The sequence below is a fragment of the Streptomyces sp. NPDC001002 genome (assembly GCF_053599215.1).
Genome location: NZ_JBSFLV010000034.1, coordinates 20,031 through 44,962, shown reverse-complemented (window position 1 = coordinate 44,962; position 24,932 = coordinate 20,031). Strand labels below are relative to the sequence as shown.

The window sequence follows — 24,932 nt, the reverse complement described above, 5'->3', positions numbered from 1 at the left end:
TCGAGGTGGGCACTTGACCAGGTACATCCGGCACGCGGCCGTCTTCTGCGCCCTGCTGCTCGTGGCGCTCCTGGTCAACGCCACCCGCATCCAGGTCTTCCAGGCCCAGTCCTACGACGACAATCCAGCCAACCGCCGGGCCGGCATCGCCCGTTGGGAGCAGCGGCGCGGCAACATCCTTGTGCAGGGCGGGAAGATCACCGGCTCCCGGGACACCGGCGAGCAGCTCCGCTACGAACGGACGTACACCGACGGCCCGTTGTACGCGCCCGTCACCGGCTTCGCCTCGCAGGTGTACGGGACGTCGTTCCTGGAGCACTCCGAGGACGAGGTGCTGGCCGGGACCGACCCGATGCTCACACCGTTCCCGCTCTGGAACGAACTCACGCGGGCACAGAGCCCCGGCGGGAACGTCGTCACGACCCTCGACCGGGCCGCGCAGCGGGCGGCGTTCGCGGGGCTCGGCGCGCGCAAGGGGGCGGTGGCGGCGGTGGAGCCGTCGACCGGGCGGATCCTGGCGCTGGTGTCGACACCCTCGTACGACCCTGCCGTACTGTCGGGCAACTCCGCGGCCACGGAGCGGTCCTGGGCGCGGCTGAACGGCGATCCGGACAAGCCGATGCTCAACCGGGCGATCCGGCAGACGTATCCGCCGGGGTCGACCTTCAAGGTGGTCACCGCGGCGGCCGCGCTGGACGCCGGGGTGATCACGGACGTGGACGCGCCGACCGACTCCCCCGCGCCCTACACCCTCCCCGGCACCACCACGTCCCTCACCAACGAGTCCGACGGGTGCGAGGACGTCTCGCTGCGGACCGCCTTCGAGTGGTCCTGCAACACGGTGTTCGCCAAGTTGGGCGCGGACGTGGGGGTTTCGGACATGGCGGCGACGGCGGAGGGCTTCGGCTTCAACGACACGGGTCTGCGGGTCCCGTTCTCGGTCGCGCCGAGCACCTTCGACACCTCCGTCGACAAGGCGCAGTTGGCGCTGTCGTCGATCGGGCAGTACAACACCCGGGCCACGCCGTTGCAGATGGCGATGGTCGCGGGGGCGGTGGCCAACGGCGGGCAGGTGCGGACGCCGTACCTGGTGGAGCGGACGACGACGGACGACGGCGACACGGTCGGGTCGGCGGGCTCACGCCCGGTGCGCCAGGCCATGCATCCGGCGACCGCGGTCCGCATGAAGGAGCTGATGGAGGACGTCGTCACCGAGGGCACCGGCACGAACGCCGCCATCCCCGGCGCGATCGTCGGCGGCAAGACCGGCACCGCCCAGCACGGCATCGGCAACTCCGGTACGCCGTACGCCTGGTTCGTGTCCTGGGCGCAGGGCGAGCGCGACATCGAGCCGAAGGTCGCTGTGGCCGTGGTGGTCGAGGACGCGTCGGCGATCCGGGGGGACATCACGGGGGGCGGGGTGGCGGCGCCGATCGCCAGGGCGGTGATGGAGGCGGTTCTCACTCCGTGAGATACGGGGTTTCGGGCGCCGTACGCGCCGACCTACCGTTCGGTACATGACGTCAGCGACGGCAGCAGCCGCGTACCAGCTCGCCCAGGTCAACATCGGCCGCCTCAAGGCCCCTTTGGACTCACCCCAGTTGAAGGACTTCGTCGACAACCTCGACCCGGTGAACGCCGACGCGGACAGCGCCGACGGCTTCGTCTGGCGCCTGGAGAGCGACTCGGGCAACGCGACCGACGTGCCCGTCCTCGGGGACGAGTGGCTGATCATCAACATGTCCGTGTGGCAGGACCTCGACTCCCTCACGGCGTACATGTACGAGGGGCGCCACCGGGAGATGCTGGCCCGCCGCCGGGAGTGGTTCGAGCGGGTGCGGGAGGCGATGGTGGTCCTGTGGTGGGTGCCGGCCGGACACCGGCCGACGGTCGCGGAGGCGGAGGAGCGGCTGCTGCACCTGCGTGCAAATGGGGCCACGCCGTACGCGTTCACCCTCCGCTCGCCGTTTCCCGCGACAAGTCACGCACAAGGGATTGACGAGCTTGCTGACAAGCAGTCTCATAAGTCGAGGAGGATGTGACCCCGGGTAACAAGGTGGGAGAACCATGACGACCCAGACGGAAGCCGCCGACCTGGACGGCCTGCGTGACGCGCTCGGGCTGCTCAAGGACCGGGAGCAGGTGGCCGAGCGGTTGCTCGACTCCTCCGCCAAGCACTCCTTCGACCCCGACAAGGAGCTCGACTGGGACGCGCCCTTCGAGGAGGGCAAGTGGTTCTGGCCGCCGGAGCTGGTGTCGCTGTACGACACACCCCTGTGGAAGCGGATGGGTGAGGAGCAGCGGATCCTGCTCTCCCAGCACGAGGCCGCCGCGCTCGCCTCGCTCGGCATCTGGTTCGAGCTGATCCTGATGCAGCTGCTGGTGCGGCACGTCTACGACAAGGCGGCCACGAGCGCGCACGTGCGGTACGCGCTGACCGAGATCGAGGACGAGTGCCGGCACTCCAAGATGTTCGCGCGGCTGATCTCGCGGGGCGACACGCCCTGGTACCCGGTGAGCCGGGTACACCAGAACATGGAGCGGCTGTTCAAGACCATCTCCACCACGCCGAGTTCCTTCACCGCCACGCTGCTCGGCGAGGAGGTCCTCGACTGGATGCAGCGGCTGACGTTCCCGGACGAGCGGGTGCAGACCCTGGTCCGGGGGGTCACCCGCATCCACGTCGTGGAGGAGGCACGGCACGTCCGGTACGCCCGTGAGGAACTGCGGCGCCAGATGGTGACGGCGCCGAAGTGGTCCCAGGAGTACACCCGGGTCACCTCCGGCGAGTTCGCCCGCATCTTCTCGGTGGCCTTCGTGAATCCCGAGGTCTACGCGAACGTCGGCCTGGACAAGCGCGAGGCCATGGCCCAGGTGAAGGCGAGCGGTCATCGCCGGGAGGTCATGCAGACGGGGGCGAAGCGCTTGACGGACTTCCTGGACGACATCGGGGTGCTGCGGGGTGCGGGCCGGCGGTTGTGGAAGGCCTCGGGGTTGCTGGCCTGAGTTCGCGGGTGCGGGTCCGTTGTGGCTGGTCGCGCAGTTCCCCGCGCCCCTGAGTGGGACCAGCACAGGCCGACTACGCTGCGAGGCATGACCCCGCCCGCCGCCACCCCGGCCTACCGTCGGCTCAGTGTCGAGGAGCGGCGCAGTCAGCTCCTTGACGCCGCGCTGTCCCTCTTCGCGCACCGCGTCCCCGAGGACGTGTCCCTCGACGACGTGGCGGAAGCGGCCGGAGTCTCCCGCCCCTTGGTCTACCGGTACTTCCCGGGCGGCAAGCAGCAACTCTACGAGGCCGCCCTCAGGTCCGCCGCCGACGAACTCCGCCAGTGCTTCGACGAGCCCCGCGACGGCGCCCTGCTGCCCCGCCTGGCCCGTGCCCTGGACCGCTATCTCGCCTTCGTCGACCAGCACGACGCCGGTTTCAGCGCGCTGCTCCAGGGCGGCAGCGTGGTCTCGACGTCCCGGACGACCGCCATCGTGGACGGTGTGCGCCGGGCCGCCGCCGAGCACATCCTCAGCCACCTCGGCGTCGCGGATCCCGGCCTGCGGCTGCGGATGACCGTACGGATGTGGATCACCGCGGTCGAGGCCGCCTCCCTGATCTGGCTGGACGAGGGCAAGCAGCCGCCGGTGGACGAGTTGCGGGACTGGCTGGTGGAACAGTTCGCCGCCGTCCTGTCGGTGACCGCGAACCGGGACCCGCAGACCGCGGCCCTGGTCGAGGCGCTGGCCGGGGATGTCTGACACTGGTGCCGTGAAGAGCGAAGACACCCCCTTCGAGGGCGGCCCGATGGACGGCCGGGTGCTGCCGGTCCTGGTCGGCGCCACCGGGCACCCGCCCAAGACCTACCGCATCCCCGTCCCGGACGCGGCCGGCGGCCCGCCCACGGTCCACGTCTACCGCCGCGTACCGCGCGGCTTCAGCAAGCGGCTGGGCCTGCAGAAGGGCTGGAAGTACGAGTACGACCCGACGGCCGGGCCCACCGACAAGCTCAAGTGGCCCTGGTCGAAGCCCGACGCCACGCCGGGCGGCAAGCCGGACGACACCGATGGGTGACGAGGTTGGGCCAAGCCGCCCACACCCGGCGCGCGCGGCCCGCGTCCACGTCTGAAGCTCACGGTGCGGGGCAGAGGGGCTGCCCGCACCGGAGGTGATGACGTGTCAGGAAGGCTTCTGCGTCTGGTGTGTACGGCGGCGATGGCGGCCGGCACCGTCCTGGTGCCGCTGCCCGCGGTGGCCGTGCCCGAGCCGGACGCCGGCGAGCGGCCCGTCTCCCAGCTGCTGACGGACCTTCAGAAGCTGTACCGGGAGGCCGAACAGGCCACCGAGACGTACAACGCCACCGAGGAGAAGCTGCGCAAGCAGCGCACCGAGGTCGACCGCCTCGACCGCGAACTCACCCGCACCCGCCTCTCGCTGCACGACAGCCGGGGCGCGGCCGGCCGCCTCGCCCGGCAGCAGTACCAGAACAGCACCGACATCTCCCCGTACGTCCGCCTGTTGCTGGCCCGCAACCCTCAACAGGCCCTCGACCAGGGACATGTGATCGAGCAGGTCTCCCGGGAACGCGCCGAGACCGTCGGCCGCCTCACCGGCACCGAGAAGAAGGCCGACGAACTGGCCCGCAAGGCGCGCAAGGCCCTCGACGACCGGCTCTCCCTCGCCGCACGCCAGAAGAAGGACCGCGACGACGTACTGAAGCGCCTCAAGGACGTCCAGGAACTCCTCGTCTCCCTCTCCCCCGAACAGCTCGCCGACATCGCAGAGTTGGAGGAGAAGGACGTGGACAAGGCCCAGCAGCAACTCATGACGTCCGGCGCCCTGAGCGACGAACACGAGCCGTCACGCGAGGGCGACCGGGCCGTGCGGTATGCCGTGCAGCAGCTGGGCAAGCCGTACGAGTGGGGCGCGGAGGGCCCCGAGACGTACGACTGCTCGGGCCTGACGTCCCAGGCGTGGGGCCACGCGGGCGCCCCCATCCCCCGGACCAGCCAGGAGCAGTGGGCCCAGCTCCCGAGGATCCCGCTCAAGGACCTCCGCCCGGGCGACCTGGTCATCTACTTCCCCGAGGCGACCCACGTGGCGATGTACCTGGGCGAGGGCCTGATGATCCAGGCCCCCAGAACGGGCGAGAAGATCAAGGTCTCCCCGGTGGCGTCATTCCCGATCCTCGGAGCCGTACGTCCAGACGGGGTTCAGGCTGCTCCGGCGACCGATCCCAGGTAGGCGTTCGTCTTCTCGGGCTCGTAGAAGAAGTTCTCGAAGTCGGCCGGGTCATTGAACGCGTTGGCGAAGCGGTCGGCGACCGGCTGCAACTGACCTGCCGCGCCGATGAGGTTGAGGATGTGCTCCGGCGGCGGGGACAGCATCGCGTTCGTCCACTTGGTGACGTGCTGCGCGGTCTCCCAGTAGCGCTCGAAGGTCGCCCGCATCCACTCCTCGTCGAACTCCTTCTCGCCCTGGTCGAGGATCGACGCGAGATACGAAGCCGCGCACTTGGACGCGGAGTTGGAGCCCTGTCCGGTGATCGGGTCGTTCGCGACGACGACGTCGGCGACGCCGAGGACCAGGCCCCCGCCGGGCAGCCGACCGATCGGATTGCGGACCGTCGGCGCGTACCGGCCCGCCAACGTGCCACCGGCGTCCGTGAGTTCGACCTTCGTGGCCCGCGCGTACTCCCACGGCGTGAACTTCTCCATGAGTTCCAGGGTCAGGGAGAGGTGCTCGGCCGGGTCCTTGACGCCGTTGAAGACGTCGAGCGGGCCGCCGGGTATGCCCTCCCAGAACAGGATGTCCGCGCGCCCGGAGGTGGTGAGCGTCGGCATGACGAACAACTCGCCTACGCCCGGGACCAGGTTGCAGCGGACCGCGTCGAACTCCGGGTGCTCGGGACGCGGGCCGAGACCGTGGACGTAGGAGACGGCCAGGGCCCGCTGCGGCTCGCTGTACGGCGAACGGGACGCGTCCCGGCCGAACATGGAGACCAGCTCGCCCTTGCCCGCCGAGACCAGCACCAGGTCGTACGTACGGGCGAAGTAGTCGAGGTCGGAGACCGCCGCGCCGTGGATGACCAGTTGGCCGCCGCGCTGGGCGAACGTCTCCATCCAGCCGGCCATCTTCACGCGCTGGTCGACCGACTGCGCGTACCCGTCGAGTGTGCCCACCCAGTCGATGGCCCGCTGGGTCGGACCGGGGTCGTGCGAGCCGGGGGCCGCGACCGAGACGCCGAGTCCTTCGATCTTCGGGGCCTGGGACTCCCAGAAGTTCAGCTGGAGATCGCGCTCGTGCTGCAGTGCCGTATGGAACATGCACTGCGTCGACATGACCCGGCCGGAGCGGATCTCGTCCGCCGTCCGGTTCGACATCAGGGTGACCTCATACCCGTTCGACTGGAGTCCGAGGGCGAGTTGGAGGCCGGCCTGGCCGGCTCCGACGACGAGTATCTTCCGCATGCGGGTGGTGTCTCCTAAAGGGCGGTCACTCGGGGGTGACGTCCAGTGCGTGGCCGACGAGGGACAGGAGCGTCTCGATCGCCGAGATCCGCCGACGCGCATCCATGATCATTACAGGTATGTGCACGGGGATCGTCAACGCCTCCCGCACGTCCTCCGGTTCGAACCGCTCGCTGCCGTCGAAGTGGTTGACCGCGACGACGTACGGCAGCCCGCAGCTCTCGAAGTAGTCGAGCGCGGGGAAGCAGTCCTTGAGGCGTCTGGTGTCCGCGAGGACGACCGCGCCGATCGCGCCGCGCACCAGGTCGTCCCACATGAACCAGAACCGCTGCTGGCCCGGCGTGCCGAACAGGTAGAGCACCAGGTCGTCGTCGAGCGTGAGGCGGCCGAAGTCCATGGCCACGGTGGTGGTCGACTTGCCGGGCGTGCCGGAGAGATCGTCGGTCTCCTCGCTCGCCTCGGTCATCAGCGCCTCGGTCTGCAGGGGCGTGATCTCGGAGACTGCGGTGACCAGCGTCGTCTTGCCGACGCCGAAGCCGCCCGCCACCACGATCTTCGTGGCCACGGGGGCGCGGGTGCGGTCCGTCTGCCAGGACCGCAGGTGCTCCTCGTCATCGGGGAGCGGGGTGACGCCGAAGGAGGCGGCGGCGTCAGAGACGACGGAGTCCACTCAGCACCCTTTCCAGCAGAGCGCGGTCGGGACGGCCCGTACCGTGACCGGTACCGGTGCCGTACACACGGATCTTTCCCTGGTCCGCGAGATCGCTGAGCAGCACGCGAACCACACCGAGCGGCATCTTCAGCAGCGCGGCGATCTCGGCCACCGTGCGCATACGGCGGCACAGTTCGACGATGGCCCGCATCTCCGGCATGACCCGGGTGTTGAGGGAGCCATTCGTCAACTCCTTGCGCTCCTCGGGCGCTTCGAGCGCCGCGACGAACGTCTCCACGAGGAGTACGTGACCGAAGCGGGTACGCCCGCCGGTGAGCGAGTAGGGGCGGACGCGGGCGGGTTTGCGCTCGCCGCCGCGTACCGGGAGCTTCTTCGGCTCGGTGCTCATCGGGTGCTCCCCGTCGACTCGGACCCCTCGGATTCCTCGGACTCGATGGACTTCCGCAGCTCGCTGCGGAGTTCGGGGGTCAGCGCGTGGCCGGCCCGGCCGACGAAGAGTGCCATGTGGTACGCCACGACGCTCATGTCGCAGTCCGCGGAGCCGTGTACGCCGAGCAGCGAGCCGTCGCTGATCGACATCACGAAGAGGCTGCCGTCGTCCATCGCGACCATCGTGTGCTTCACCGGCCCTGAGTCCATCAGTTTCGCTGCGCCGACGGTGAGGCTGCCGATGCCGGAGACGATGGTGGCGAGGTCGGCGGCGGAGCCGCGTGGTCCGGTGCGCTTGGTTTCCAGGGCCTGCCTGGCCTCCGTGTTCCGTCCGGGATCGGAGGAGAGGAGGAGCAGGCCGTCGGAGGAGACGACCGCGACGGACTGGATGCCGGGGACCTCTTCGACCAGGTTGGTCAGTAGCCAGTGCAGGTTTCGGGCTTCACTGCTCAGTCCGAAGGTACTGGGCGCGGTCAACTGCTTGCCTCCTCGACTGTGCCCCCCGTGGCTACGTCGGATGTGGGTGATCCTGTGGCCGGTTGCTTGGTCTGGCCTGTCTGTTCGGCGATCTCCGCCTGTACGTCTCGGTGGCCGGCCTGGGCGCCTTGGCGGAATCCGCCGAGTCTCCTGCGGAGGGCTTCCGCGTCTACGCCTGTGCTTCGCTGGCGTGGGGTGTGGGTGGGGGCGGTGATTTTGGGGGTGCGCTTCGGTAGGCCCTTGGCTGTGACGGGGTCTTCGTCCTGGCCGGGGCCGTCGGGTGTGCGGGTGTGGTCCGCCTCGGCTTCGCCTTCGGCGGGATTGTTCCCACCCGCACCACCCGTGCGGATTTCGTTGTCGGGTGCGGGTGGCCCCAGTGGGGCGAAATCGCCGTCGGCGGCCGACGGGTGCGTGGGAGCGCCGGCAGCGGACGGGGGAGCGGGGGCGTCCGCGGATGACGGGTACGTGCGGGCGTCCGCGGCTGCCGAGCGTGCAGGAGTGGAGGGCGGTTCCGGTGCCGGTGTGGGGACCAGCAGTTCCATCGTCATTTCCGACGGGCGCTCCGGAGTCTCCGTGTTCGCCTGCGCATGCGTCTCCGTGCTCGGCTCCTCGCTCGTCTCCGCGTGTTCCATCGCCTTTTCTGCCAGGGCTACCAGTGGGTCGGCCGGCTTGGGGCGGGTGTGGAGGACGTTGGAGTTGGCTTCGGCGTCGGCGCCCGGGAGGGAGTAGGCGTGGGTGCCGCCCGGGACCGGGGACTTGGCGGGAGAGGACGGGACCGCTGCCGTGGGGGCCGCTGCCAGGAGGGGGCTCGGGACCACCACCACCGCCGCCACCCCGCCCTGCTTCTGGTCGCGGAGTTGGACTCGGGTGCCGTGGCGGTGGGCGAGGCGGGCCACTACGTAGAGGCCGAGGCCCAGGCCTTCCTCGCCCTCCTGGTCGTAGGGGGAGTCCGGGTCGAACTCGGCCAGGCGGGTGTTGAGGCGGGTCATGCGGTCGGGGGCCATGCCGATGCCCTCGTCCTGGACGGAGAGCATGACCTCGCCGCTCTCCAGGAGCCAGCCGGAGACCTCGACGGGACGGTCGGGCGGGGAGAACGACGTGGCGTTCTCCATGAGTTCGGCCAGCAGGTGCGAGAGGTCGTCCGCGGCGAAGCCGGCCACATGGGCGTGCGGCGGGAGGGCGGCGATGCGGACCCGCTCGTAGCGCTCGATCTCGCTGACCGCGGCGCGTACTACGTCCACGAGCGGGACCGGGCCCGCGCTCTGCTGGACGTGTTCGGTGCCGGCGAGGACCAGGAGGTTCTCGCTGTGGCGGCGCATGACCGTGGCGAAGTGGTCGAGCTTGAAGAGGGTGGAGAGGCGGTCGGGGTCCTGCTCACGCTCCTCCAGGCTCTCGATCACGGTGAGTTGACGTTCCACCAGACCGAGCGTGCGCAGCGCGAGGTTGACGAAGGTGCCGCCGATGCTGGCCCGCAGACGCTCCAACTGCTCGGCGGAGTCGGCGACTTCGGTGCGCAGCTCCTCGCGCGCGTCGGCCATCCGCTTGCGCTGGCCGACCAGGTGCTTGCGGTCGGACTCCAGGGTGGTGACGCGCTCGTGGTGGGCGACCGCGTGCGCGTGCAGGGCGTTGACCGAGCGGACGACCTGGGCGAACTCGTCGTTGCGGCCGGTGAAGGTGATGGGCTCCTCGGCCGCCGGGTTCTCCGCCTGGGCGAGGCGGGCCGAACCGCGGCGCAGCACGGAGAGCGGGCGGGTGAGGGTGCGGGCCATCGCGGTGGCGACGCCGATGGTGAGCAGGACCAGCGCACCGAGGGCGGCGATCCGGATCTCCAGCGCGGTGACGTCGTCGTCGCGCAGCTGGGCGAGTTCCTTGCTGCGGCGCTCGTAGAGGGCGGACTCGGCGCCGCGCATCAGGTCGACGCGGGCGGAGAGCGCGGTGTCGGCCTTCTTCACCCCGGTGGAGAGTTCGCCGTCGGTGAGCGTGGGCTGGTCGGTGAGGGCGGCGAGGTACTTCTCGGCGGAGTTGACCTCGGCGCCGGTGACCGTGGAGTCGTAGGACTCGCGGGCGGCCTTGGGCGCGGTGTCGCGGAAGTCGGCGAGGGCCGAGTCGGAGCGCAGCCGGGCCTGTTGGGCGGCGGCGGTCAGCGCGTCGCGCGTCTTGGTGTCGGCGGCCGAGGAGGAGGTGGTCGTGGTCGGCAGGCCGGTGACGGGGTCGACGGTGCTCTGCGTGCTGCGCGGCACGTTCAGTGCGGCGAGCAGCAGTCCGCGGGCGGCGGCGGCCTGCTGGACGGCGGAGTCCAGCTCGGCGAGGGCATACCCGCCGGAGCTCGCGCGGGTCGGCATCCGCTCGGCCAACTCTTCGGCGAGCCGGTGCAGTTCGGTGATCGCGGCGGAGTAGGCGTTGTGCGCCTCCAGGGCGCTGCTCTGCCCGGTGAGCGCGGAGCGGCGCAGGGTCGCGATGCCGTCGAGGTCGCCGCGGAGCGCGGCGGGCAGGTCGGTGTCGGCGCGCAGGTCCTCGACCTGGCGGTCGACGCGGCTGCCGCTGTCCTCGGAGGGAGCCTTGGACTTGGGCCGTCCGGCGGCGATGTACGAGGTCACCTCGTCGCGTTCGTCGGCGAGCGAGTGGGCCAGCGCGAGGGCGTCCTGGGTCTGCTCGGCGAACGTGACCAGGTCCTGGGAGTCGCTCAGCCGGCCGGACGCGGTGAGGACGGTGGGCGCCCCGGCCCCGGCGACGGCGGCGGCCACGACCGCCACGGCGACGATCAGCCGGTTGCGTACGTGCGTGGGGCGGCCCTTGCCGGTGACGGTCTCGGGCGCGTGTTCCGCACTCCCTGCGGAGGCCGTCTGCTTGCCTGTGCGACGAGGCCGCGTCTTCTGCACCGGTGCTCGCATTCCTGACTCGTGATACCCAAGGGCCGGGTGACGTCACGTCACTTCCCGCCGACTGTGCGTACACCCTCCCCCATGCTCCCGGCCGGGCGGGCGCAGGGGGTGCCCCCACCGGTCCCCGACCCTCCCAGTGCCGGTGGGCAGTGGTCGCGCATCACCGGACCCGCCACCCGAAGGAGTGAACATCGGAGGGCAGTTGGCGGGCAAGTTCCTCCGGCACCTCGAACGGCCGCCCACGGCGGGCCGGTTGGACGTCGGCGGCGGGCGGTGGCACTATGTGCCGCCACGCGTTCCGCGATCACCGGATTCCACCCCAAAACTGGCTTCTGACCTGCGCGAGTGTGTCAACTCGGCGACCTGTGCCAGCCTTTGGTGAAGCCTGTGAAGACGTCGTGCAGACTGGCCGGATGCGTACGGAACTTGTATCGGAACCCGGCGATCGGGCCCGCCCCAACGAGGACTTCGCGAGCATCACGCTGCCCGCCTCCGGCCAGGGCGGCGCACTCGTCGTCCTGGACGGGGTGACACCGCCGAGGGACGGCACGGGGTGTCTGCATTCCGTCCCCTGGTTCACGGCCCGCCTCGGCGGTGCGCTGACCGAACTGACCGTTTCCCTCCCGGATGTTCCGCTCGCCGAGGCCCTGTCCCGCGCGATCACCCGCACGGCGGCGGCCCACGCGGACACCTGTGACCTTTCTCACCCACGCACCCCACAGGCCACAGTGGTCCTCGCCCGCTGGTCGGCCGAGTCGGTCGAGTACCTGGTCCTGTCGGACTCCGCGCTCCTGGTCGAGTCCCCGACGGGCTCGGTCACCCCGCTCCTCGACGACCGCATCGCCCGCCTCCCCCGCTCCAGCCTGGCCACGGACGCCCTGGTGGACTCCACGGTCCGCAACAAGGAGGGCGGCTTCTTCACGGCGGCCACGGATCCCTCGGTGGCGGAACGCGCGGTGACGGGCGTACTCCCCCGCACCGAGGTGCGCACCCTGGTCGCCCTCACCGACGGGGCCACCCGCTGGGTGGAGAAGTTCCACGAGGGCGACTGGGACGACTGCTTCAGGTTCGTCCGCAAGGAGGGTCCCGCGGCGCTGGTCGCCCGGGTGCGGGCCCTCGAAGTCGCGGACACCGAGCGGGTGTTCCTGCGGCGGAGCAAGACGCACGACGACGCGACGGTGGTGTTCGCGGAGTTGTGAGGGGCGCTACTTCTCCACCTGCCGGTTCAACTGCGCCAGCAGCCGGGCCAGTTCGGAGACCTCCCGTCGGTCCCAGTGGGCGAGCTGGCTGACGTACCGGGCGCGGCGGGCGTCGCGGACCTTGGCCACCCGGCCGCGACCCTCCTCGGTGAGGTCGACCAGCCAGGCGCGGCCGTCGGCGGGGTCGGGTTCGCGGGCGATCAGGCCGAGCTCCTCCAGGGCGCGCAGCTGGCGGGACATGGTGGCCTTGCCGACGCCGATGTAGGCCGCCAGCTCGGTCGCCCGCTGCCGGCCGCGCTCGTCGAGGCGTACGAGGAGGCCGTACGCGGCGGTCTCCAGGTCGGGGTGGACCTCGCGGGCCATCTCGCCCTGGCTGGCCCGGGCACGCCGGAGCAGGACCGTCAGTTCGCGCTCCAGGGAGAGGTACTCCTGGTCGGCGCCGCTCGGTGCGGAGAGGTGCTCCTGGTCGGCGCCGCTCGGTGCGGAGAGGTGCTCCTGGTCCGCGCCGCTCGGTGCCGCCTGTGCCTCCACACGGTGTTCGTCACCGATTGTGCCTTCGTCCACGTCAGCCCCTGCCTTGCTGTTCCGGGGTTTCCCGGTCCTGAAAGTTTCCGCCGAACACTGTTGTCGCCGCAGCTCGGCAAGTATTTCGCAGGGCTAGACCAACGGCAGCCTCTGGCCCCTCTTCCCACCTGCTCGGCCACCTGCGTAGCTTCTTCACCAGGCCTTGACTGGCATGCCCACGCCAGTGGACGCCGACGCACGCGCACGTCCCCCCACCGAGCATCACCGAGCCTTCGGAGGCACGCCATGCCCGTGCACGGACCCGGATCGGCCCGCCCCAGACGCCTCTCCCCCACCGCCCTCACCTTCCTCGCCGGACTCCTGCTCGCCGCCCTGACCGTCGTCCTCGCCGTCCCGGCCTCCGCCGCCGACACCCCCGCCCGGGGCTCCGCCCGGATGGGCATCGGCGTCCTCTCCCACGACGGCAGCGCGGGCACGCCGGTTCCCGGTGACGCCACCCAGACCGAGGGCGTCGACGTCTCCGGCTACCAGGGCAACGTCGCCTGGGCGACCCTGTGGAGCAGCGGGGTCCGATGGGCGTACACCAAGGCGACGGAAGGCACGTACTACACGAACCCGTACTTCGCCCAGCAGTACAACGGCTCCTACGACGTCGGCATGATCCGCGGCGCGTACCACTTCGCCACCCCGGACACCACGAGCGGTGCCACCCAGGCGAACTACTTCGCCGACCACGGCGGCGCCTGGTCCCGGGACGGCAGGACCCTCCCCGGCGTCCTCGACATCGAGTGGAACCCCTACGGCGCCGCCTGCTACGGCAAGACCACCGGCGCCATGGTCAGCTGGATCGCCGACTTCCTGAACACCTACAAGGCCCGCACGGGCCGTGACGCCGTCATCTACACGGCCACCAGCTGGTGGACCCAGTGCACCGGCGACTACGCCGGTTTCGCCACCGCCAACCCGCTCTGGATCGCCCGGTACGCCACCGCCCCGGGGACGCTGCCGGCCGGGTGGAGCTACTACACGATGTGGCAGTACACGTCGTCCGGACCGACCGTCGGCGACCACGACAAGTTCAACGGGGCCCTTGACCGGGTGGTGGCGCTGGCCAACGGCTGAGGCGCGCACGGCACAGGAGAGCGCGAGAAGACGGCGCGAGAAAAAGGCCCGGGCCTCCCTCACGGGACCCGGGCCTTTCCCTATCCGATGCCGTCCGTCACGCCGCCACCGGAACCTCCGACTCCGTCTCCGCGCCGTTGGTGGCCGGCGACAGGGCCAGTTCCAGGACCTGGCGGACGTCGGTCACGGCGTGGACGTCGAGCTTGTCCAGGACCTCCGCGGGGACGTCGTCCAGGTCGGGTTCGTTGCGCTTGGGGATGATGACGGTGGTGACGCCCGCCCGGTGCGCGGCCAGCAGCTTCTGCTTGACGCCGCCGATCGGGAGCACCCGGCCGGTCAGCGAGACCTCGCCCGTCATGGCCACGTCCGTGCGGACCAACCGCCCGGACAGGAGCGACGCCAGGGCCGTCGTCATGGTGACGCCGGCGCTCGGGCCGTCCTTGGGGACCGCGCCCGCCGGGAAGTGGATGTGCACACCGCGGTCCTTCAGGTCCGCGACCGGCAGTTCCAGCTCGGCTCCGTGCGAGCGCAGGAAGGACAGGGCGATCTGCGCCGACTCCTTCATCACGTCGCCCAGCTGACCGGTGAGGGTCAGACCCGCCGCGCCCGTCTCCGGGTCGGCGAGGGACGCCTCGACGAACAGGACGTCTCCTCCGGCTCCGGTGACCGCGAGACCGGTGGCGACACCCGGGACCGCCGTACGGCGCTCGGCCGGGTCCTGCGCCGACTCCGGGACGTGGTGCGGGCGGCCGATCAGGGCGCGCAGGTCCTCGTCCGTGACGGTGAACGGCAGCTTCCGCTCGCCGAGTTCGTGCTGCGCCGCGACCTTGCGGAGCAGCCGTGCGATGGAGCGCTCCAGGGTGCGGACGCCCGCCTCGCGCGTGTACTCGCCGGAGAGCTTGCGCAGGGCGCTCTCGTCGATGACCACCTCGTCCTTGTTCAGACCGGCCCGCTCCAGCTGGCGCGGGAGCAGGTGGTCGCGGGCGATGACGACCTTCTCGTCCTCGGTGTAGCCGTCCAGCCGGACCAGTTCCATCCGGTCCAGGAGGGCCTCCGGGATGGCTTCGAGCACGTTGGCCGTCGCCAGGAAGACCACGTCGCTCAGGTCGAGCTCGACCTCCAGGTAGTGGTCGCGGAAGGTGTGGTTCTGCGCCGGGTCCAGGACCTCCAGGAGGGCGGCCGCCGGGTCGCCGCGGAAGTCCGAGCCGACCTTGTCGATCTCGTCCAGCAGGACGACCGGGTTCATCGAACCGGCCTCCTTGATGGCCCGCACGATCCGGCCGGGCAGCGCGCCGACGTACGTACGCCGGTGGCCGCGGATCTCCGCCTCGTCACGGACGCCGCCGAGGGCGACGCGGACGAACTTGCGGCCCATGGCGTGCGCGACGGACTCGCCGAGCGAGGTCTTGCCGACGCCGGGCGGGCCGACGAGGGCCAGGACGGCACCGCCGCGCCGGCCGCCGATGACGCCCAGACCGCGGTCGGTACGGCGCTTGCGCACCGCCAGGTACTCGGTGATCCGCTCCTTCACGTCCTCCAGGCCGGAGTGCTCGGCGTCGAGGATCGCCTTGGCGCCCCGGATGTCGTACTGATCCTCGGTCCGCTCGTTCCACGGCAGTTCGAGGACCGTGTCCAGCCAGGTGCGGATCCAGGAGCCCTCGGGGGACTGGTCGCTGGACCGCTCCAGCTTCTCGACCTCCTTGAGCGCGGCCTCACGGACCTTCTCGGGCAGGTCGGCGGCCTCCACACGGGCGCGGTAGTCGTCGGACTCCTCGCCCTCCTTGGCGGAGTCGCCGTTCAGCTCGCGCAGTTCCTTGCGGACCGCCTCCAGCTGGCGGCGGAGCAGGAACTCGCGCTGCTGCTTGTCGACGCCCTCCTGGACGTCCTTCGCGATCGTCTCGGCCACGTCCTGCTCGGCGAGGTGGTCGCGCAGCTGCTGGGTGGCGAGCTTGAGACGGGCGATCGGGTCGCTGGTCTCCAGCAGCTCGATCTTCTGCTCGGTGGTGAGGAACGGCGAGTAACCGGAGTTGTCGGCGAGCTGGCCCACGTCGTCGATGGCCTGCACGCGGTCCACGACCTGCCAGGCGGCGCGCTTGCGCAGCCAGGCGGTGGCGAGGGCCTTGTACTCCTTGATCAGTTCGGTGACGTGACCGGGCAGCGGCTCGGGCACGGTCTCCTCGATCCGGGTGCCCTCGACCCACAGGGCGGCACCCGGTCCGGTGGTACCCGCGCCGATCCGCACCCGGCCGCGGGCGCGGATCAGGGCACCGGGGTCGCCGTCGGCCAGCCGGCCGACCTGCTCCACGGTGCCGAGCACGCCGGTGCTCGGGTAGGTGCCATCGATACGTGGAACCAGCAGCACGCGAGGCTTGCCCGGCTCATTCCGGGCGGCGGCCTGCGCGGCCTCCACGGCGGCACGTACATCGGTGTCGTTCAGGTCCAGCGGAACCACCATGCCGGGCAGCACGACCTCGCCGTCGAGCGGCAGCACGGGCAGGGTGAGCGGTGTGGACGTCGAAGCCATGATCTCCCCTTCGGCATTCAAGTTGAGCTATGCCGACTCAATGCGTGGCGCTTCGCGGATGTTCCCGGGATGGCGTTCGCTGTGAGCAAACGGGCGTTGAGCTGGACGTTTACTGGGGGCCGCCGCCCCCAGACCCCCGCATCGGCCCTGAAGGGGCCTTGTCCTCAAACGCCGGACGGGCTGAGATGTTCCCGGAGGCTGCACTGTGAACGATCTTGTACGCGCCTGGGTGGACGGATGGGTTCTGTCGCGCGGAGCCGCGCCGCCCATCGAGGAGCCGTGGGGGTGGAGCGTCGATGTGGGGCAGGTCGAGCAGGTCTCCCGGAGGGTGCTCGGGACCATCGGTGACGACATCGATGAGGCCGTCGTCCGGAAGGTGGCGGACTCCGTGACGGGGTACGGCGTCTGGCTGAAGGTGTTCGCAGATCCGGCGCTGGTACGGGGGTGGCTGGGCCCGGAGTGGTGGGTCGACCCGAACGCGGGGTTCCTGATGTCCGTACCGCTGACCCGGGACGCACCGCCGGCCGCGCCTGACGGTTACCGCGTGCGCACCTGGACCCATGGCCCCGTCACCCAGGCACTGGTCACGGCCCCGGACGGCGCCCTCGCCGCACGCGGGCAGATCGGCGTCAGCGGGCCGACCGCCGTCGTGGACCGCGTGGAGACGGCCCCGACTCATCGCCGCAAGGGCCTCGGCGGCCTGGTCGTACGCACGTTGCAGGCGACCGCGGCCGAACAGGGCGCAGAGACAGGCGTCCTCGCGGGCACCCCCGACGGCCGAGCACTGTACGAGCACCTCGGCTGGACCACCGCCGCCCTCCTGACAAGCGCCAAGTTCACGGCCTAAGGGGCGCGGGGAACTGCGCGATCAGCCACGACGCGCCGGCAGCCGTCCGACAACAGAACGCGGCAGCCCAGTAGAGCGCCCAGCGACCCGCCACCGGCGAACCACCGGCCACATCGCCAGCCCTATCGCGAGCGAGAACACGTGCCCCCAGTTCGTCAGGGGATCCGTGAACTCGATCAGGTCCTCGATCAGCATTCCGCCGAACAGCACCACCAACGGCCACCGCACCCACGGGGACACCAGCCCGGCCAGGGCGCCGACACACGTGGCGACGCCGAAGCTGATGCCGTAGTCCATCCGGTGCAGCGAGCTGTCCGGGAGGTGCCCGACCAGCACCGCGAGCCCCACCGGGACCTCCGTCGCGAGGGTCGCCAGGATGTGCCCGGTCAGGAAGACGACCGCCGTACGCGCCCCGCCTATCCGCCGCTCCAACGCGGTGAGGACAAGCAGGAAGAGGACGGCGTACGGGGTCACGATCCCGCCCGCGATCCACAGTGCGCTGGTCAGCAGCACCAGCATCGGGGTGCGTACGAGGTGGGCCACGTCCGTGCTGGAGCCCTGGTGCAGGGCGTGCACAAGAGAGGGTGCCGCGTCGGCGACGATCAGCGACGTGAGGGCCAGGACCACCGCGAAGAAGAAAGTGAACGGTGTGCCGGTGGGGGTGGGCAGGAGCCGCCAGACGCGCGGGACGCGAAGGGCTTTCGCCGGGGGTATCCGTACCGGCGCCCCGTCCATGTCACCGGTGGACGCGGCGCAGCGACTCCGCTGTCGCGGCATTCCGTCCAGCAGGCCGGAGGCCTTCGCGTCGGCCGGTGCGGAGGGTTCCACGGTGAGGCGCTCCTTCCGTTTCACCCCCAGCCTTCGACGCCCCCTGGCCCGCTGTCTATGACCGACGCCACGCGGGAGGCGATTCTCAGGAACCTCTCAGGCTTCCCGGGCGTCCGCTGGACATGGGTGGTCAACCGTTAATTCCCGTGGCCGTAAAGCCGAGTTCGTGCAGGATGGGCCGATGACCACCTTCTACGACAGCCCCGTGGTCCTGGACCGGCGCGAGGGACCGTACGGCGAGGTCGTACTGCGTCGGCACGGCGAGCTGCTGCAGATCATCGCCAACGGGTGCTTCCTGATGGACACCTCGGACGGCCGTTCGGAGCGGCTGCTGGTGGACGCGGCGCTCGGCGCGCTGGACGATCGGGAGCGGCCGGAGCTGCTGATCGGCGGGCTGGGCGTCGGCTTCTCGCTCGCACACGCGGCAGCGAACCCGCGCTGGGGCGCGATCACGGTCGTGGAGCGGGAGCGCGCGGTCGTGGACTGGCATCTGGACGGGCCGCTGTCCGATATTTCGGCCAAGGCGGTCGCCGATCCGCGCACCCGGATCGCCGAGACCGATCTCCTCGATCACGTCAATGAGACTTGCGACACGTATGACGCGCTGTGCCTGGACATCGACAACGGACCCGGCTGGACCGTCACCGAGGGCAATGACGGGCTCTACTCGCAGGCCGGACTCGCAGGCTGCGCAAGGGTGTTGAGGCCTGGTGGGGTGCTTGCGGTGTGGTCGGCGCAGCCCTCTCCGGAATTTGAAGGAACACTGCGGAATGCCGGGTTCCAACGGGTGCGTACCGAAGAGATCCCGGTTGCCCGGGGAGTTCCGGACGTCGTGCACCTCGCTGTCCGACCTGGATAGCCGTGGCACCGTTACTCCCCGTACCCTGCTGCCCTGGCGCGGATCATTCAAGCGTCAATCGCAAGCATGCCCAGGCATGGGCAGTCAACGGATCACCCCACGGATTCCGGAAAGCAACTCAGGGGCGGGCGATGGAGCAGACACACACCGCACACAACGGCACGGCGACGACCCCGGGCGCACAGCGCCGGGTGCTGGTGGTCGAGGACGACCCGACGATCGTCGACGCCATCGCGGCCCGCCTGCGCGCCGAAGGTTTCGTCGTGCAGACCGCGAGCGACGGCCCGTCGGCCGTCGACACGGCCGAGGCCTGGCAGCCCGATCTGCTGATCCTCGACATCATGCTGCCCGGCTTCGACGGCCTGGAGGTCTGCCGGCGTGTGCAGGCCCAGCGCCCGGTGCCGGTGCTGATGCTGACCGCGCGCGACGACGAGACCGACATGCTGGTCGGGCTCGGGGTCGGCGCCGACGACTACATGACCAAGCCGTTCTCGATGCGCGAGCTGGCCGCGCGCGTGCACGTCCTGCTGCGCCGGGTGGAGCGGGCCGTGGTGGCCGCGTCCACCCCGCGCTCGGGCATCCTGCGCCTGGGCGAGCTGGAGATCGACCACGCACAGCGCCGGGTGCGGGTGCGCAGTGAGGACGTGCACCTCACGCCCACCGAGTTCGACCTGCTGGTCTGCCTGGCCAACACCCCGCGCGCGGTGCTCTCCCGTGAGCAGCTGCTGGCCGAGGTGTGGGACTGGGCGGACGCCTCCGGCACCCGGACCGTCGACAGCCACATCAAGGCGCTGCGCCGGAAGATCGGCGCCGAGCGGATCCGCACGGTGCACGGTGTGGGCTACGCGCTGGAGACGCCGACGCCATGAGCGACGGGCGGCCGACCGCACGGAGGAGCCCCGGGGAAGAGCCCTGGGGCGGCGTACGCCCGTTCTCGATCAAGACCAAGCTCGGCGGCCTCGTCGTCATCTCGGTGCTGATCACCACCGGTCTGTCCATGATCGCGGTGCACACCAAGACGGAGCTCCGCTTCATCACGGTCTTCTCGATGATCGCCACACTGCTGATAACGCAGTTCGTGGCCCATTCGCTCACGGCTCCGCTGGACGACATGAACACGGTCGCCCGGTCCATCTCGCACGGCGACTACACGCGCCGGGTGCGCGAGAACCGGCGCGACGAGCTCGGTGACCTGGCCCAGACGATCAACGTCATGGCCGACGAGCTGGAGGCGCAGGACCGGCAGCGCAAGGAGCTGGTGGCGAACGTCTCGCACGAGCTGCGCACGCCCATCGCCGGCCTGCGGGCGGTCCTGGAGAACATCGTGGACGGCGTCTCGCCCGCCGACCCCGAGACCATGCGCACGGCCCTGAAGCAGACGGAGCGCCTGGGGCGGCTGGTGGAGACGCTGCTCGACCTGTCCCGCCTGGACAACGGCGTCGTACCGCTGCGCAAGCGGCGTTTCGAGGTGTGGCCGTACCTCTCGGGCGTGCTGAAGGAGGCCAACATGGCCGTGCCCGCGCGCGCGGGCATCGCCTCGGGCTCCGGGAGTCACACCCGTACCGACGTCCATCTGCACCTCGACGTCTCGCCGCCGGAGCTGACCGCGCACGCGGACCCGGAGCGGATCCACCAGGTCGTGGCGAATCTCATCGACAACGCGGTCAAGCACAGCCCGGCGCACGGCCGGGTGGTCGTGAAGGCGCGGCGCGGGACGCTGCCGGAGTCGCTGGAGCTGGAGGTCCTCGACGAGGGTCCGGGCATCCCGCGCTCCGAGTGGCACCGGGTCTTCGAGCGCTTCAACCGGGGCGGCGCGGGCACCTCCAAGGGCCCGGGCAGCGACGGGGGTACGGGACTCGGGCTGGCGATCGCCAGTTGGGCCGTGGATCTGCACGGCGGCCGGATCGGCGTGGCCGAATCCGAGCGGGGCTGCCGGATCCTCGTCACCCTTCCGGGAGAGACTTCCGTACCAAGTTGACGTAAAGTCCAATCCGGAACTTCAAGATCCAGGTGCGTCCGCGCTGACGGGCACGTGTGATCTGCGACAGGCCCGCCCGTTCGGTGCGCAGGGCCTGCGTTCGCGTGTTCCGGCCACCCCGTTCCGGAGCGGAACCACGCTTGTTTCCCGCCATTTCACGGCCCGAAACACGATTTCCGGTGTGACTTACACGACGATGAACCGGCCCGGCCTGACCTTCGCGGTCATGGGGGCGTAGCCTTAATTCCCGCTGTCCATCACCTTGTGAAGCGGAAGAGGGCGGTTGCCGCCGTGTCGTCACAGTCCCCCAGTAACTCGACCATCTCGACCGAGTCCGACCAAGCCGCGGGTAAGAATCCCGCGGCTGCGTTCGGGCCCAACGAGTGGCTCGTCGACGAGATCTATCAGCAGTACCTCCAGGATCCGAACTCGGTGGACCGAGCCTGGTGGGACTTCTTCGCCGACTACAAGCCGGGCGCCGCTGCCGCCCCGGCTCCGGCGGGCACTGCGGCCGCGGGGGCCGTAGCGACCACCCCGACGAATCCGGCTCCCGCTCCGGCGGCGCCCAGCGCGCCGGCCGCGGCCGCCCCGGCGGTTCCCGCGCCGGCCCCCGCGACCCCGAAGCCCGCGGCCGCAGCCACTGCGCCTGCCGCGGCCCCGGCCGCGAAGCCGGCCACGGCTCCCGCACAGGCTCAGGCGAAGCCCGCCGCGGCCAAGCCGGCCGCCCAGGCCGCGCCCGCGTCCGCGGAGGGTCCGGAGCTGGTGACGCTGCGCGGCCCCGCCGCCGCCGTCGCGAAGAACATGAACGCCTCGCTGGAGGTGCCCACGGCCACGTCCGTGCGCGCGGTCCCGGTGAAGCTGCTCTTCGACAACCGCATCGTCATCAACAACCACCTCAAGCGCGCCCGGGGCGGGAAGATCTCCTTCACGCACCTGATCGGGTACGCGATGGTGCAGGCCATCAAGGCCATGCCGTCGATGAACTACTCCTTCGCGGAGAAGGACGGCAAGCCGACCCTGGTCAAGCCGGAGCACATCAACTTCGGCCTCGCCATCGACCTGGTGAAGCCCAACGGCGACCGCCAGCTGGTCGTCGCGGGCATCAAGAAGGCCGAGACGCTGAACTTCTTCGAGTTCTGGCAGGCCTACGAGGACATCGTCCGCCGTGCCCGTGACGGCAAGCTGGGCATGGACGACTTCACCGGCGTGACGGTCTCCCTGACCAACCCCGGCGGCCTCGGCACGGTCCACTCGGTGCCGCGTCTGATGCCCGGTCAGTCGGTCATCATGGGCGTCGGCTCCATGGACTACCCCGCGGAGTTCCAGGGCACGAGCCAGGACACTCTCAACAAGCTCGGCATCTCGAAGGTCATGACGCTCACGTCGACCTACGACCACCGGGTCATCCAGGGCGCCGCCTCCGGCGAGTTCCTGCGGATCGTCGCCAACCTCCTCCTGGGCGAGCAGGGCTTCTACGACGACATCTTCGAGGCGCTGCGCATCCCCTACGAGCCGGTCCGCTGGCTCAAGGACATCGACGCCAGCCACGACGACGACGTCACCAAGGCCGCCCGCGTCTTCGAGCTGATCCACTCCTACCGGGTCCGCGGCCACGTCATGGCCGACACCGACCCGCTGGAGTACCGCCAGCGCAAGCACCCCGACCTGGACATCACCGAGCACGGGCTCACCCTGTGGGACCTGGAGCGCGAGTTCGCGGTCGGCGGCTTCGCGGGCAAGTCCCTGATGAAGCTGCGCGACATCCTCGGCGTGCTGCGCGACTCGTACTGCCGCACCACCGGCATCGAGTTCATGCACATCCAGGACCCCAAGCAGCGCAAGTGGATCCAGGACCGCATCGAGCGCTCGCACACCAAGCCTGAGCGCGAGGAGCAGCTGCGCATCCTGCGCCGCCTGAACGCGGCGGAGGCCTTCGAGACCTTCCTGCAGACGAAGTACGTCGGCCAGAAGCGCTTCTCCCTGGAGGGCGGCGAGTCCGTCATCCCGCTGCTGGACGCGGTGCTGGACTCGGCCGCCGAGTCCCGCCTGGACGAGGTCGTCATCGGCATGGCCCACCGCGGCCGCCTGAACGTGCTCGCCAACATCGTCGGCAAGTCGTACGCGCAGATCTTCCGCGAGTTCGAGGGCAACCTCGACCCGAAGTCGATGCACGGCTCCGGCGACGTCAAGTACCACCTGGGCGCCAACGGCACCTTCACGGGCCTGGACGGCGAGCAGATCAAGGTCTCGCTGGCCGCGAACCCGTCCCACCTGGAGACGGTCGACCCGATCATCGAGGGCATCGCGCGCGCCCAGCAGGACATCATCAACAAGGGCGGTACGGACTTCACGGTCCTGCCGGTCGCCCTGCACGGTGACGCGGCCTTCGCGGGCCAGGGCGTGGTGGCCGAGACACTGAACATGTCGCAGCTGCGCGGCTACCGCACCGGCGGCACGGTCCACATCGTCATCAACAACCAGGTCGGCTTCACGGCGGCCCCCGAGTCCTCGCGCTCGTCGATGTACGCGACGGACGTGGCGAGGATGATCGAGGCCCCGATCTTCCACGTGAACGGCGACGACCCGGAGGCCGTGGTCCGCGTGGCCCGCCTGGCCTTCGAGTTCCGTCAGGCGTTCAACAAGGACGTGGTGATCGACCTCATCTGCTACCGCCGCCGCGGTCACAACGAGTCGGACAACCCGGCCTTCACCCAGCCCCTGATGTACGACCTGATCGACAAGAAGCGCTCAGTGCGCAAGCTGTACACCGAGTCGCTGATCGGCCGGGGCGACATCACCCTTGAGGAAGCCGAGCAGGCTCTCCAGGACTACCAGGGCCAGCTGGAGAAGGTCTTCACGGAGGTCCGCGAGGCCGTCACCGCCCAGCCGAGCGCGGGCCCGGTCTCGGACCCGCAGGCGGAGTTCCCGGTCGCCGTGAACACCGCGATCTCCGCGGAGACCGTCAAGCGGATCGCCGAGTCCCAGGTCAACATCCCGGACTACTTCCACGTACACCCGCGTCTGCTGCCGCAGCTGCAGCGCCGGGCGGCGATGGTCGAGGACGGGACGATCGACTGGGGCATGGGCGAGACGCTGGCCGTCGGCTCGCTGCTCCTGGAGGGCACCCCGGTCCGCCTCTCCGGCCAGGACTCGCAGCGCGGCACCTTCGGCCAGCGGCACGCGGTCCTGATCGACCGTGAGACGGGTGCGGAGTACACCCCGCTCCAGTACCTCGCGGAGGAGCAGGCCCGCTACAACGTCTACAACTCCCTCCTCTCCGAGTACGCGGTCATGGGCTTCGAGTACGGCTACTCGCTGGCCCGCCCCGACGCCCTCGTGATGTGGGAGGCGCAGTTCGGCGACTTCGTCAACGGCGCGCAGACGGTGGTGGACGAGTACATCTCGGCGGCGGAACAGAAGTGGGGCCAGACGAGCGGTGTGACCCTGCTCCTCCCCCACGGCTACGAGGGCCAGGGCCCGGACCACTCGTCCGCGCGCGTGGAACGCTTCCTCCAGCTGTGCGCCCAGAACAACATGACGGTGGCCATGCCCACCCTCCCGTCGAACTACTTCCACCTTCTCCGCTGGCAGGTGCACAACCCGCACCACAAGCCGCTGGTGGTCTTCACGCCGAAGTCGATGCTGCGCCTCAAGGCCGCCGCGTCGAAGACGGAGGAGTTCACGTCGGGTCAGTTCCGCCCGGTCATCGGCGACTCGACGGTGGACCCGGCCGCGGTCCGCAAGGTCGTCTTCGTCGCGGGCAAGCTGTACTACGACCTGGAGGCCGAGCGCACCAAGCGCGGCATCACGGACGTGGCGATCATCCGCGTCGAGCGCCTGTACCCGCTGCCGGGTGCGGAGCTCCAGGCGGAGGTCAACAAGTACCCGAACGTCGAGAAGTACCTGTGGGCCCAGGAGGAGCCGGCGAACCAGGGCGCCTGGCCGTTCATCGCCCTCAACCTGATCGACCACCTGGACCTGGCGGTCGGCGCGGATGTTCCGCACGGTGAGCGGCTGCGGCGGATCTCCCGTCCGCACGGGTCGTCGCCGGCGGTGGGGTCGGCGAAGCGGCATCAGTCGGAGCAGGAGCAGTTGGTGCGTGAGGTGTTCGAGGCGTGATGTCGGAGGCGTGA

At 70.3% G+C, this 24,932-nt stretch carries 21 protein-coding genes; 13 read left to right on the top strand and 8 right to left on the bottom strand.

The features are described from left to right. Positions 1 to 13 precede the first annotated feature (13 nt). The 6 genes from ACWDR3_RS17725 to ACWDR3_RS17700 all read left to right on the top strand — a co-directional run bounded on the left by ACWDR3_RS17725 (position 14) and on the right by ACWDR3_RS17700 (position 5,230). Complete coding sequence (locus tag ACWDR3_RS17725; protein ID WP_450353407.1) at positions 14 to 1,471, top strand: peptidoglycan D,D-transpeptidase FtsI family protein; 1,458 nt, start codon at positions 14 to 16, stop codon at positions 1,469 to 1,471. A gap of 46 nt (positions 1,472 to 1,517) precedes the next feature. Then, complete coding sequence (locus ACWDR3_RS17720) at positions 1,518 to 2,042, top strand: DUF3291 domain-containing protein (protein ID WP_450353406.1); 525 nt, start codon at positions 1,518 to 1,520, stop codon at positions 2,040 to 2,042. Between the two features lie 25 nt (positions 2,043 to 2,067). Then, positions 2,068 to 3,006 (top strand): AurF N-oxygenase family protein, encoded by a 939-nt coding sequence (locus ACWDR3_RS17715; protein WP_450353405.1) that lies wholly within the window; start codon positions 2,068 to 2,070, stop codon positions 3,004 to 3,006. Between the two features lie 87 nt (positions 3,007 to 3,093). Beyond that, complete coding sequence (locus ACWDR3_RS17710; RefSeq protein ID WP_450353404.1) at positions 3,094 to 3,747, top strand: TetR/AcrR family transcriptional regulator; 654 nt, start codon at positions 3,094 to 3,096, stop codon at positions 3,745 to 3,747. Then, a complete protein-coding gene (locus ACWDR3_RS17705) occupies positions 3,740 to 4,060 on the top strand; it encodes a hypothetical protein (protein ID WP_450353403.1) in 321 nt (106 codons plus the stop codon). The genes ACWDR3_RS17710 and ACWDR3_RS17705 overlap by 8 nt, the downstream gene beginning before the upstream one ends. Before the next feature lie 141 nt (positions 4,061 to 4,201). Further along, the gene (locus ACWDR3_RS17700; protein WP_450353436.1) at positions 4,202 to 5,230 is read left to right on the top strand and encodes an NlpC/P60 family protein; all 1,029 of its coding nucleotides are present in this window, start codon (positions 4,202 to 4,204) and stop codon (positions 5,228 to 5,230) included. Here the strand turns inward: ACWDR3_RS17700 and ACWDR3_RS17695 are convergent. From ACWDR3_RS17695 to ACWDR3_RS17675, 5 genes are read right to left on the bottom strand one after another with little or no spacing between them, the layout of a single operon-like run. Continuing rightward, positions 5,200 to 6,456 (bottom strand): styrene monooxygenase/indole monooxygenase family protein, encoded by a 1,257-nt coding sequence (locus ACWDR3_RS17695; protein ID WP_450353402.1) that lies wholly within the window; start codon positions 6,454 to 6,456, stop codon positions 5,200 to 5,202. The two genes, ACWDR3_RS17700 and ACWDR3_RS17695, sit on opposite strands and share 31 nt — an antisense overlap. Positions 6,457 to 6,481: 25 nt before the next feature. Next, entirely contained in the window at positions 6,482 to 7,126 is a 645-nt protein-coding gene (locus tag ACWDR3_RS17690; protein ID WP_450353401.1) for a GTP-binding protein, read from the bottom strand. After that, positions 7,107 to 7,517, bottom strand: a complete 411-nt coding sequence (locus tag ACWDR3_RS17685; protein WP_450353400.1) for a DUF742 domain-containing protein — start codon at positions 7,515 to 7,517, stop codon at positions 7,107 to 7,109. Before ACWDR3_RS17685 ends, ACWDR3_RS17690 begins: the two co-directional genes overlap by 20 nt. Next, the gene (locus ACWDR3_RS17680; protein ID WP_450353399.1) at positions 7,514 to 8,035 is read right to left on the bottom strand and encodes a roadblock/LC7 domain-containing protein; all 522 of its coding nucleotides are present in this window, start codon (positions 8,033 to 8,035) and stop codon (positions 7,514 to 7,516) included. The genes ACWDR3_RS17685 and ACWDR3_RS17680 overlap by 4 nt, the downstream gene beginning before the upstream one ends. Further along, complete coding sequence (locus ACWDR3_RS17675) at positions 8,032 to 10,914, bottom strand: nitrate- and nitrite sensing domain-containing protein (protein WP_450353398.1); 2,883 nt, start codon at positions 10,912 to 10,914, stop codon at positions 8,032 to 8,034. Before ACWDR3_RS17675 ends, ACWDR3_RS17680 begins: the two co-directional genes overlap by 4 nt. A 416-nt stretch (positions 10,915 to 11,330) precedes the next feature. On the opposite strand from ACWDR3_RS17675, the gene ACWDR3_RS17670 reads away from it, so the two are divergent. Further along, positions 11,331 to 12,116 (top strand): protein phosphatase 2C domain-containing protein, encoded by a 786-nt coding sequence (locus tag ACWDR3_RS17670; protein ID WP_450353397.1) that lies wholly within the window; start codon positions 11,331 to 11,333, stop codon positions 12,114 to 12,116. A gap of 6 nt (positions 12,117 to 12,122) precedes the next feature. On the opposite strand, the gene ACWDR3_RS17665 is transcribed toward ACWDR3_RS17670, so the two are convergent. Further along, positions 12,123 to 12,533 carry a MarR family winged helix-turn-helix transcriptional regulator gene (locus tag ACWDR3_RS17665; protein ID WP_450353435.1) on the bottom strand — a complete coding sequence of 137 codons (411 nt, stop codon included), beginning with the start codon at positions 12,531 to 12,533 and terminating at the stop codon, positions 12,123 to 12,125. A 393-nt stretch (positions 12,534 to 12,926) separates the two neighbouring features. On the opposite strand from ACWDR3_RS17665, the gene ACWDR3_RS17660 reads away from it, so the two are divergent. Further along, positions 12,927 to 13,763: a lysozyme gene (locus tag ACWDR3_RS17660; RefSeq protein ID WP_450353396.1), complete on the top strand. Its 837-nt coding sequence runs from the start codon at positions 12,927 to 12,929 to the stop codon at positions 13,761 to 13,763. A 97-nt stretch (positions 13,764 to 13,860) separates the two neighbouring features. Here the strand turns inward: ACWDR3_RS17660 and lon are convergent, their stop codons facing one another. Then, positions 13,861 to 16,287, bottom strand: coding sequence for an endopeptidase La (lon, locus tag ACWDR3_RS17655; protein ID WP_450353395.1), 2,427 nt, complete (start codon positions 16,285 to 16,287; stop codon positions 13,861 to 13,863). Positions 16,288 to 16,492: 205 nt separating this feature from the next. Between lon and ACWDR3_RS17650 the strand changes: the two genes are divergently transcribed. Beyond that, positions 16,493 to 17,134 (top strand): GNAT family N-acetyltransferase, encoded by a 642-nt coding sequence (locus ACWDR3_RS17650; protein ID WP_450353394.1) that lies wholly within the window; start codon positions 16,493 to 16,495, stop codon positions 17,132 to 17,134. Between the two features lie 21 nt (positions 17,135 to 17,155). Here the strand turns inward: ACWDR3_RS17650 and ACWDR3_RS17645 are convergent, their stop codons facing one another. Then, a complete protein-coding gene (locus ACWDR3_RS17645; RefSeq protein WP_450353392.1) occupies positions 17,156 to 17,986 on the bottom strand; it encodes a rhomboid-like protein in 831 nt (276 codons plus the stop codon). Positions 17,987 to 18,143: 157 nt separating this feature from the next. Between ACWDR3_RS17645 and ACWDR3_RS17640 the strand changes: the two genes are divergently transcribed. From ACWDR3_RS17640 to ACWDR3_RS17625, 4 genes are all read left to right on the top strand, one after another. Then, positions 18,144 to 18,821: a spermidine synthase gene (locus tag ACWDR3_RS17640; RefSeq protein ID WP_450353390.1), complete on the top strand. Its 678-nt coding sequence runs from the start codon at positions 18,144 to 18,146 to the stop codon at positions 18,819 to 18,821. Positions 18,822 to 18,952: 131 nt separating this feature from the next. After that, positions 18,953 to 19,690, top strand: a complete 738-nt coding sequence (locus ACWDR3_RS17635; RefSeq protein WP_123997789.1) for a response regulator transcription factor — start codon at positions 18,953 to 18,955, stop codon at positions 19,688 to 19,690. Next, on the top strand, positions 19,687 to 20,799 hold the full coding sequence (locus ACWDR3_RS17630; protein WP_123997790.1) for a HAMP domain-containing sensor histidine kinase: 1,113 nt from the start codon (positions 19,687 to 19,689) through the stop codon (positions 20,797 to 20,799). The genes ACWDR3_RS17635 and ACWDR3_RS17630 overlap by 4 nt, the downstream gene beginning before the upstream one ends. Before the next feature lie 291 nt (positions 20,800 to 21,090). Continuing rightward, positions 21,091 to 24,918: a multifunctional oxoglutarate decarboxylase/oxoglutarate dehydrogenase thiamine pyrophosphate-binding subunit/dihydrolipoyllysine-residue succinyltransferase subunit gene (locus ACWDR3_RS17625; RefSeq protein ID WP_450353389.1), complete on the top strand. Its 3,828-nt coding sequence runs from the start codon at positions 21,091 to 21,093 to the stop codon at positions 24,916 to 24,918. The last annotated feature ends 14 nt before the right edge of the window (positions 24,919 to 24,932 follow it).

Excerpts from the sequence above, each read along its gene's own strand:
- ACWDR3_RS17720 (WP_450353406.1), top strand. The coding sequence starts at position 1,518 with ATGACGTCAGCGACGGCAGCAGCCGCGTACCAGCTCGCCCAGGTCAAC.
- ACWDR3_RS17715 (WP_450353405.1), top strand. The coding sequence starts at position 2,068 with ATGACGACCCAGACGGAAGCCGCCGACCTGGACGGCCTGCGTGACGCG.
- ACWDR3_RS17710 (WP_450353404.1), top strand. The coding sequence starts at position 3,094 with ATGACCCCGCCCGCCGCCACCCCGGCCTACCGTCGGCTCAGTGTCGAG.
- ACWDR3_RS17705 (WP_450353403.1), top strand. The coding sequence starts at position 3,740 with ATGTCTGACACTGGTGCCGTGAAGAGCGAAGACACCCCCTTCGAGGGC.
- ACWDR3_RS17700 (WP_450353436.1), top strand. The coding sequence starts at position 4,202 with ATGGCGGCCGGCACCGTCCTGGTGCCGCTGCCCGCGGTGGCCGTGCCC.
- ACWDR3_RS17695 (WP_450353402.1), bottom strand. The coding sequence starts at position 6,456 with ATGCGGAAGATACTCGTCGTCGGAGCCGGCCAGGCCGGCCTCCAACTC.
- ACWDR3_RS17685 (WP_450353400.1), bottom strand. The coding sequence starts at position 7,517 with ATGAGCACCGAGCCGAAGAAGCTCCCGGTACGCGGCGGCGAGCGCAAA.
- ACWDR3_RS17670 (WP_450353397.1), top strand. The coding sequence starts at position 11,331 with ATGCGTACGGAACTTGTATCGGAACCCGGCGATCGGGCCCGCCCCAAC.
- ACWDR3_RS17660 (WP_450353396.1), top strand. The coding sequence starts at position 12,927 with ATGCCCGTGCACGGACCCGGATCGGCCCGCCCCAGACGCCTCTCCCCC.
- lon (WP_450353395.1), bottom strand. The coding sequence starts at position 16,287 with ATGGCTTCGACGTCCACACCGCTCACCCTGCCCGTGCTGCCGCTCGAC.
- ACWDR3_RS17640 (WP_450353390.1), top strand. The coding sequence starts at position 18,144 with ATGACCACCTTCTACGACAGCCCCGTGGTCCTGGACCGGCGCGAGGGA.
- ACWDR3_RS17635 (WP_123997789.1), top strand. The coding sequence starts at position 18,953 with ATGGAGCAGACACACACCGCACACAACGGCACGGCGACGACCCCGGGC.
- ACWDR3_RS17630 (WP_123997790.1), top strand. The coding sequence starts at position 19,687 with ATGAGCGACGGGCGGCCGACCGCACGGAGGAGCCCCGGGGAAGAGCCC.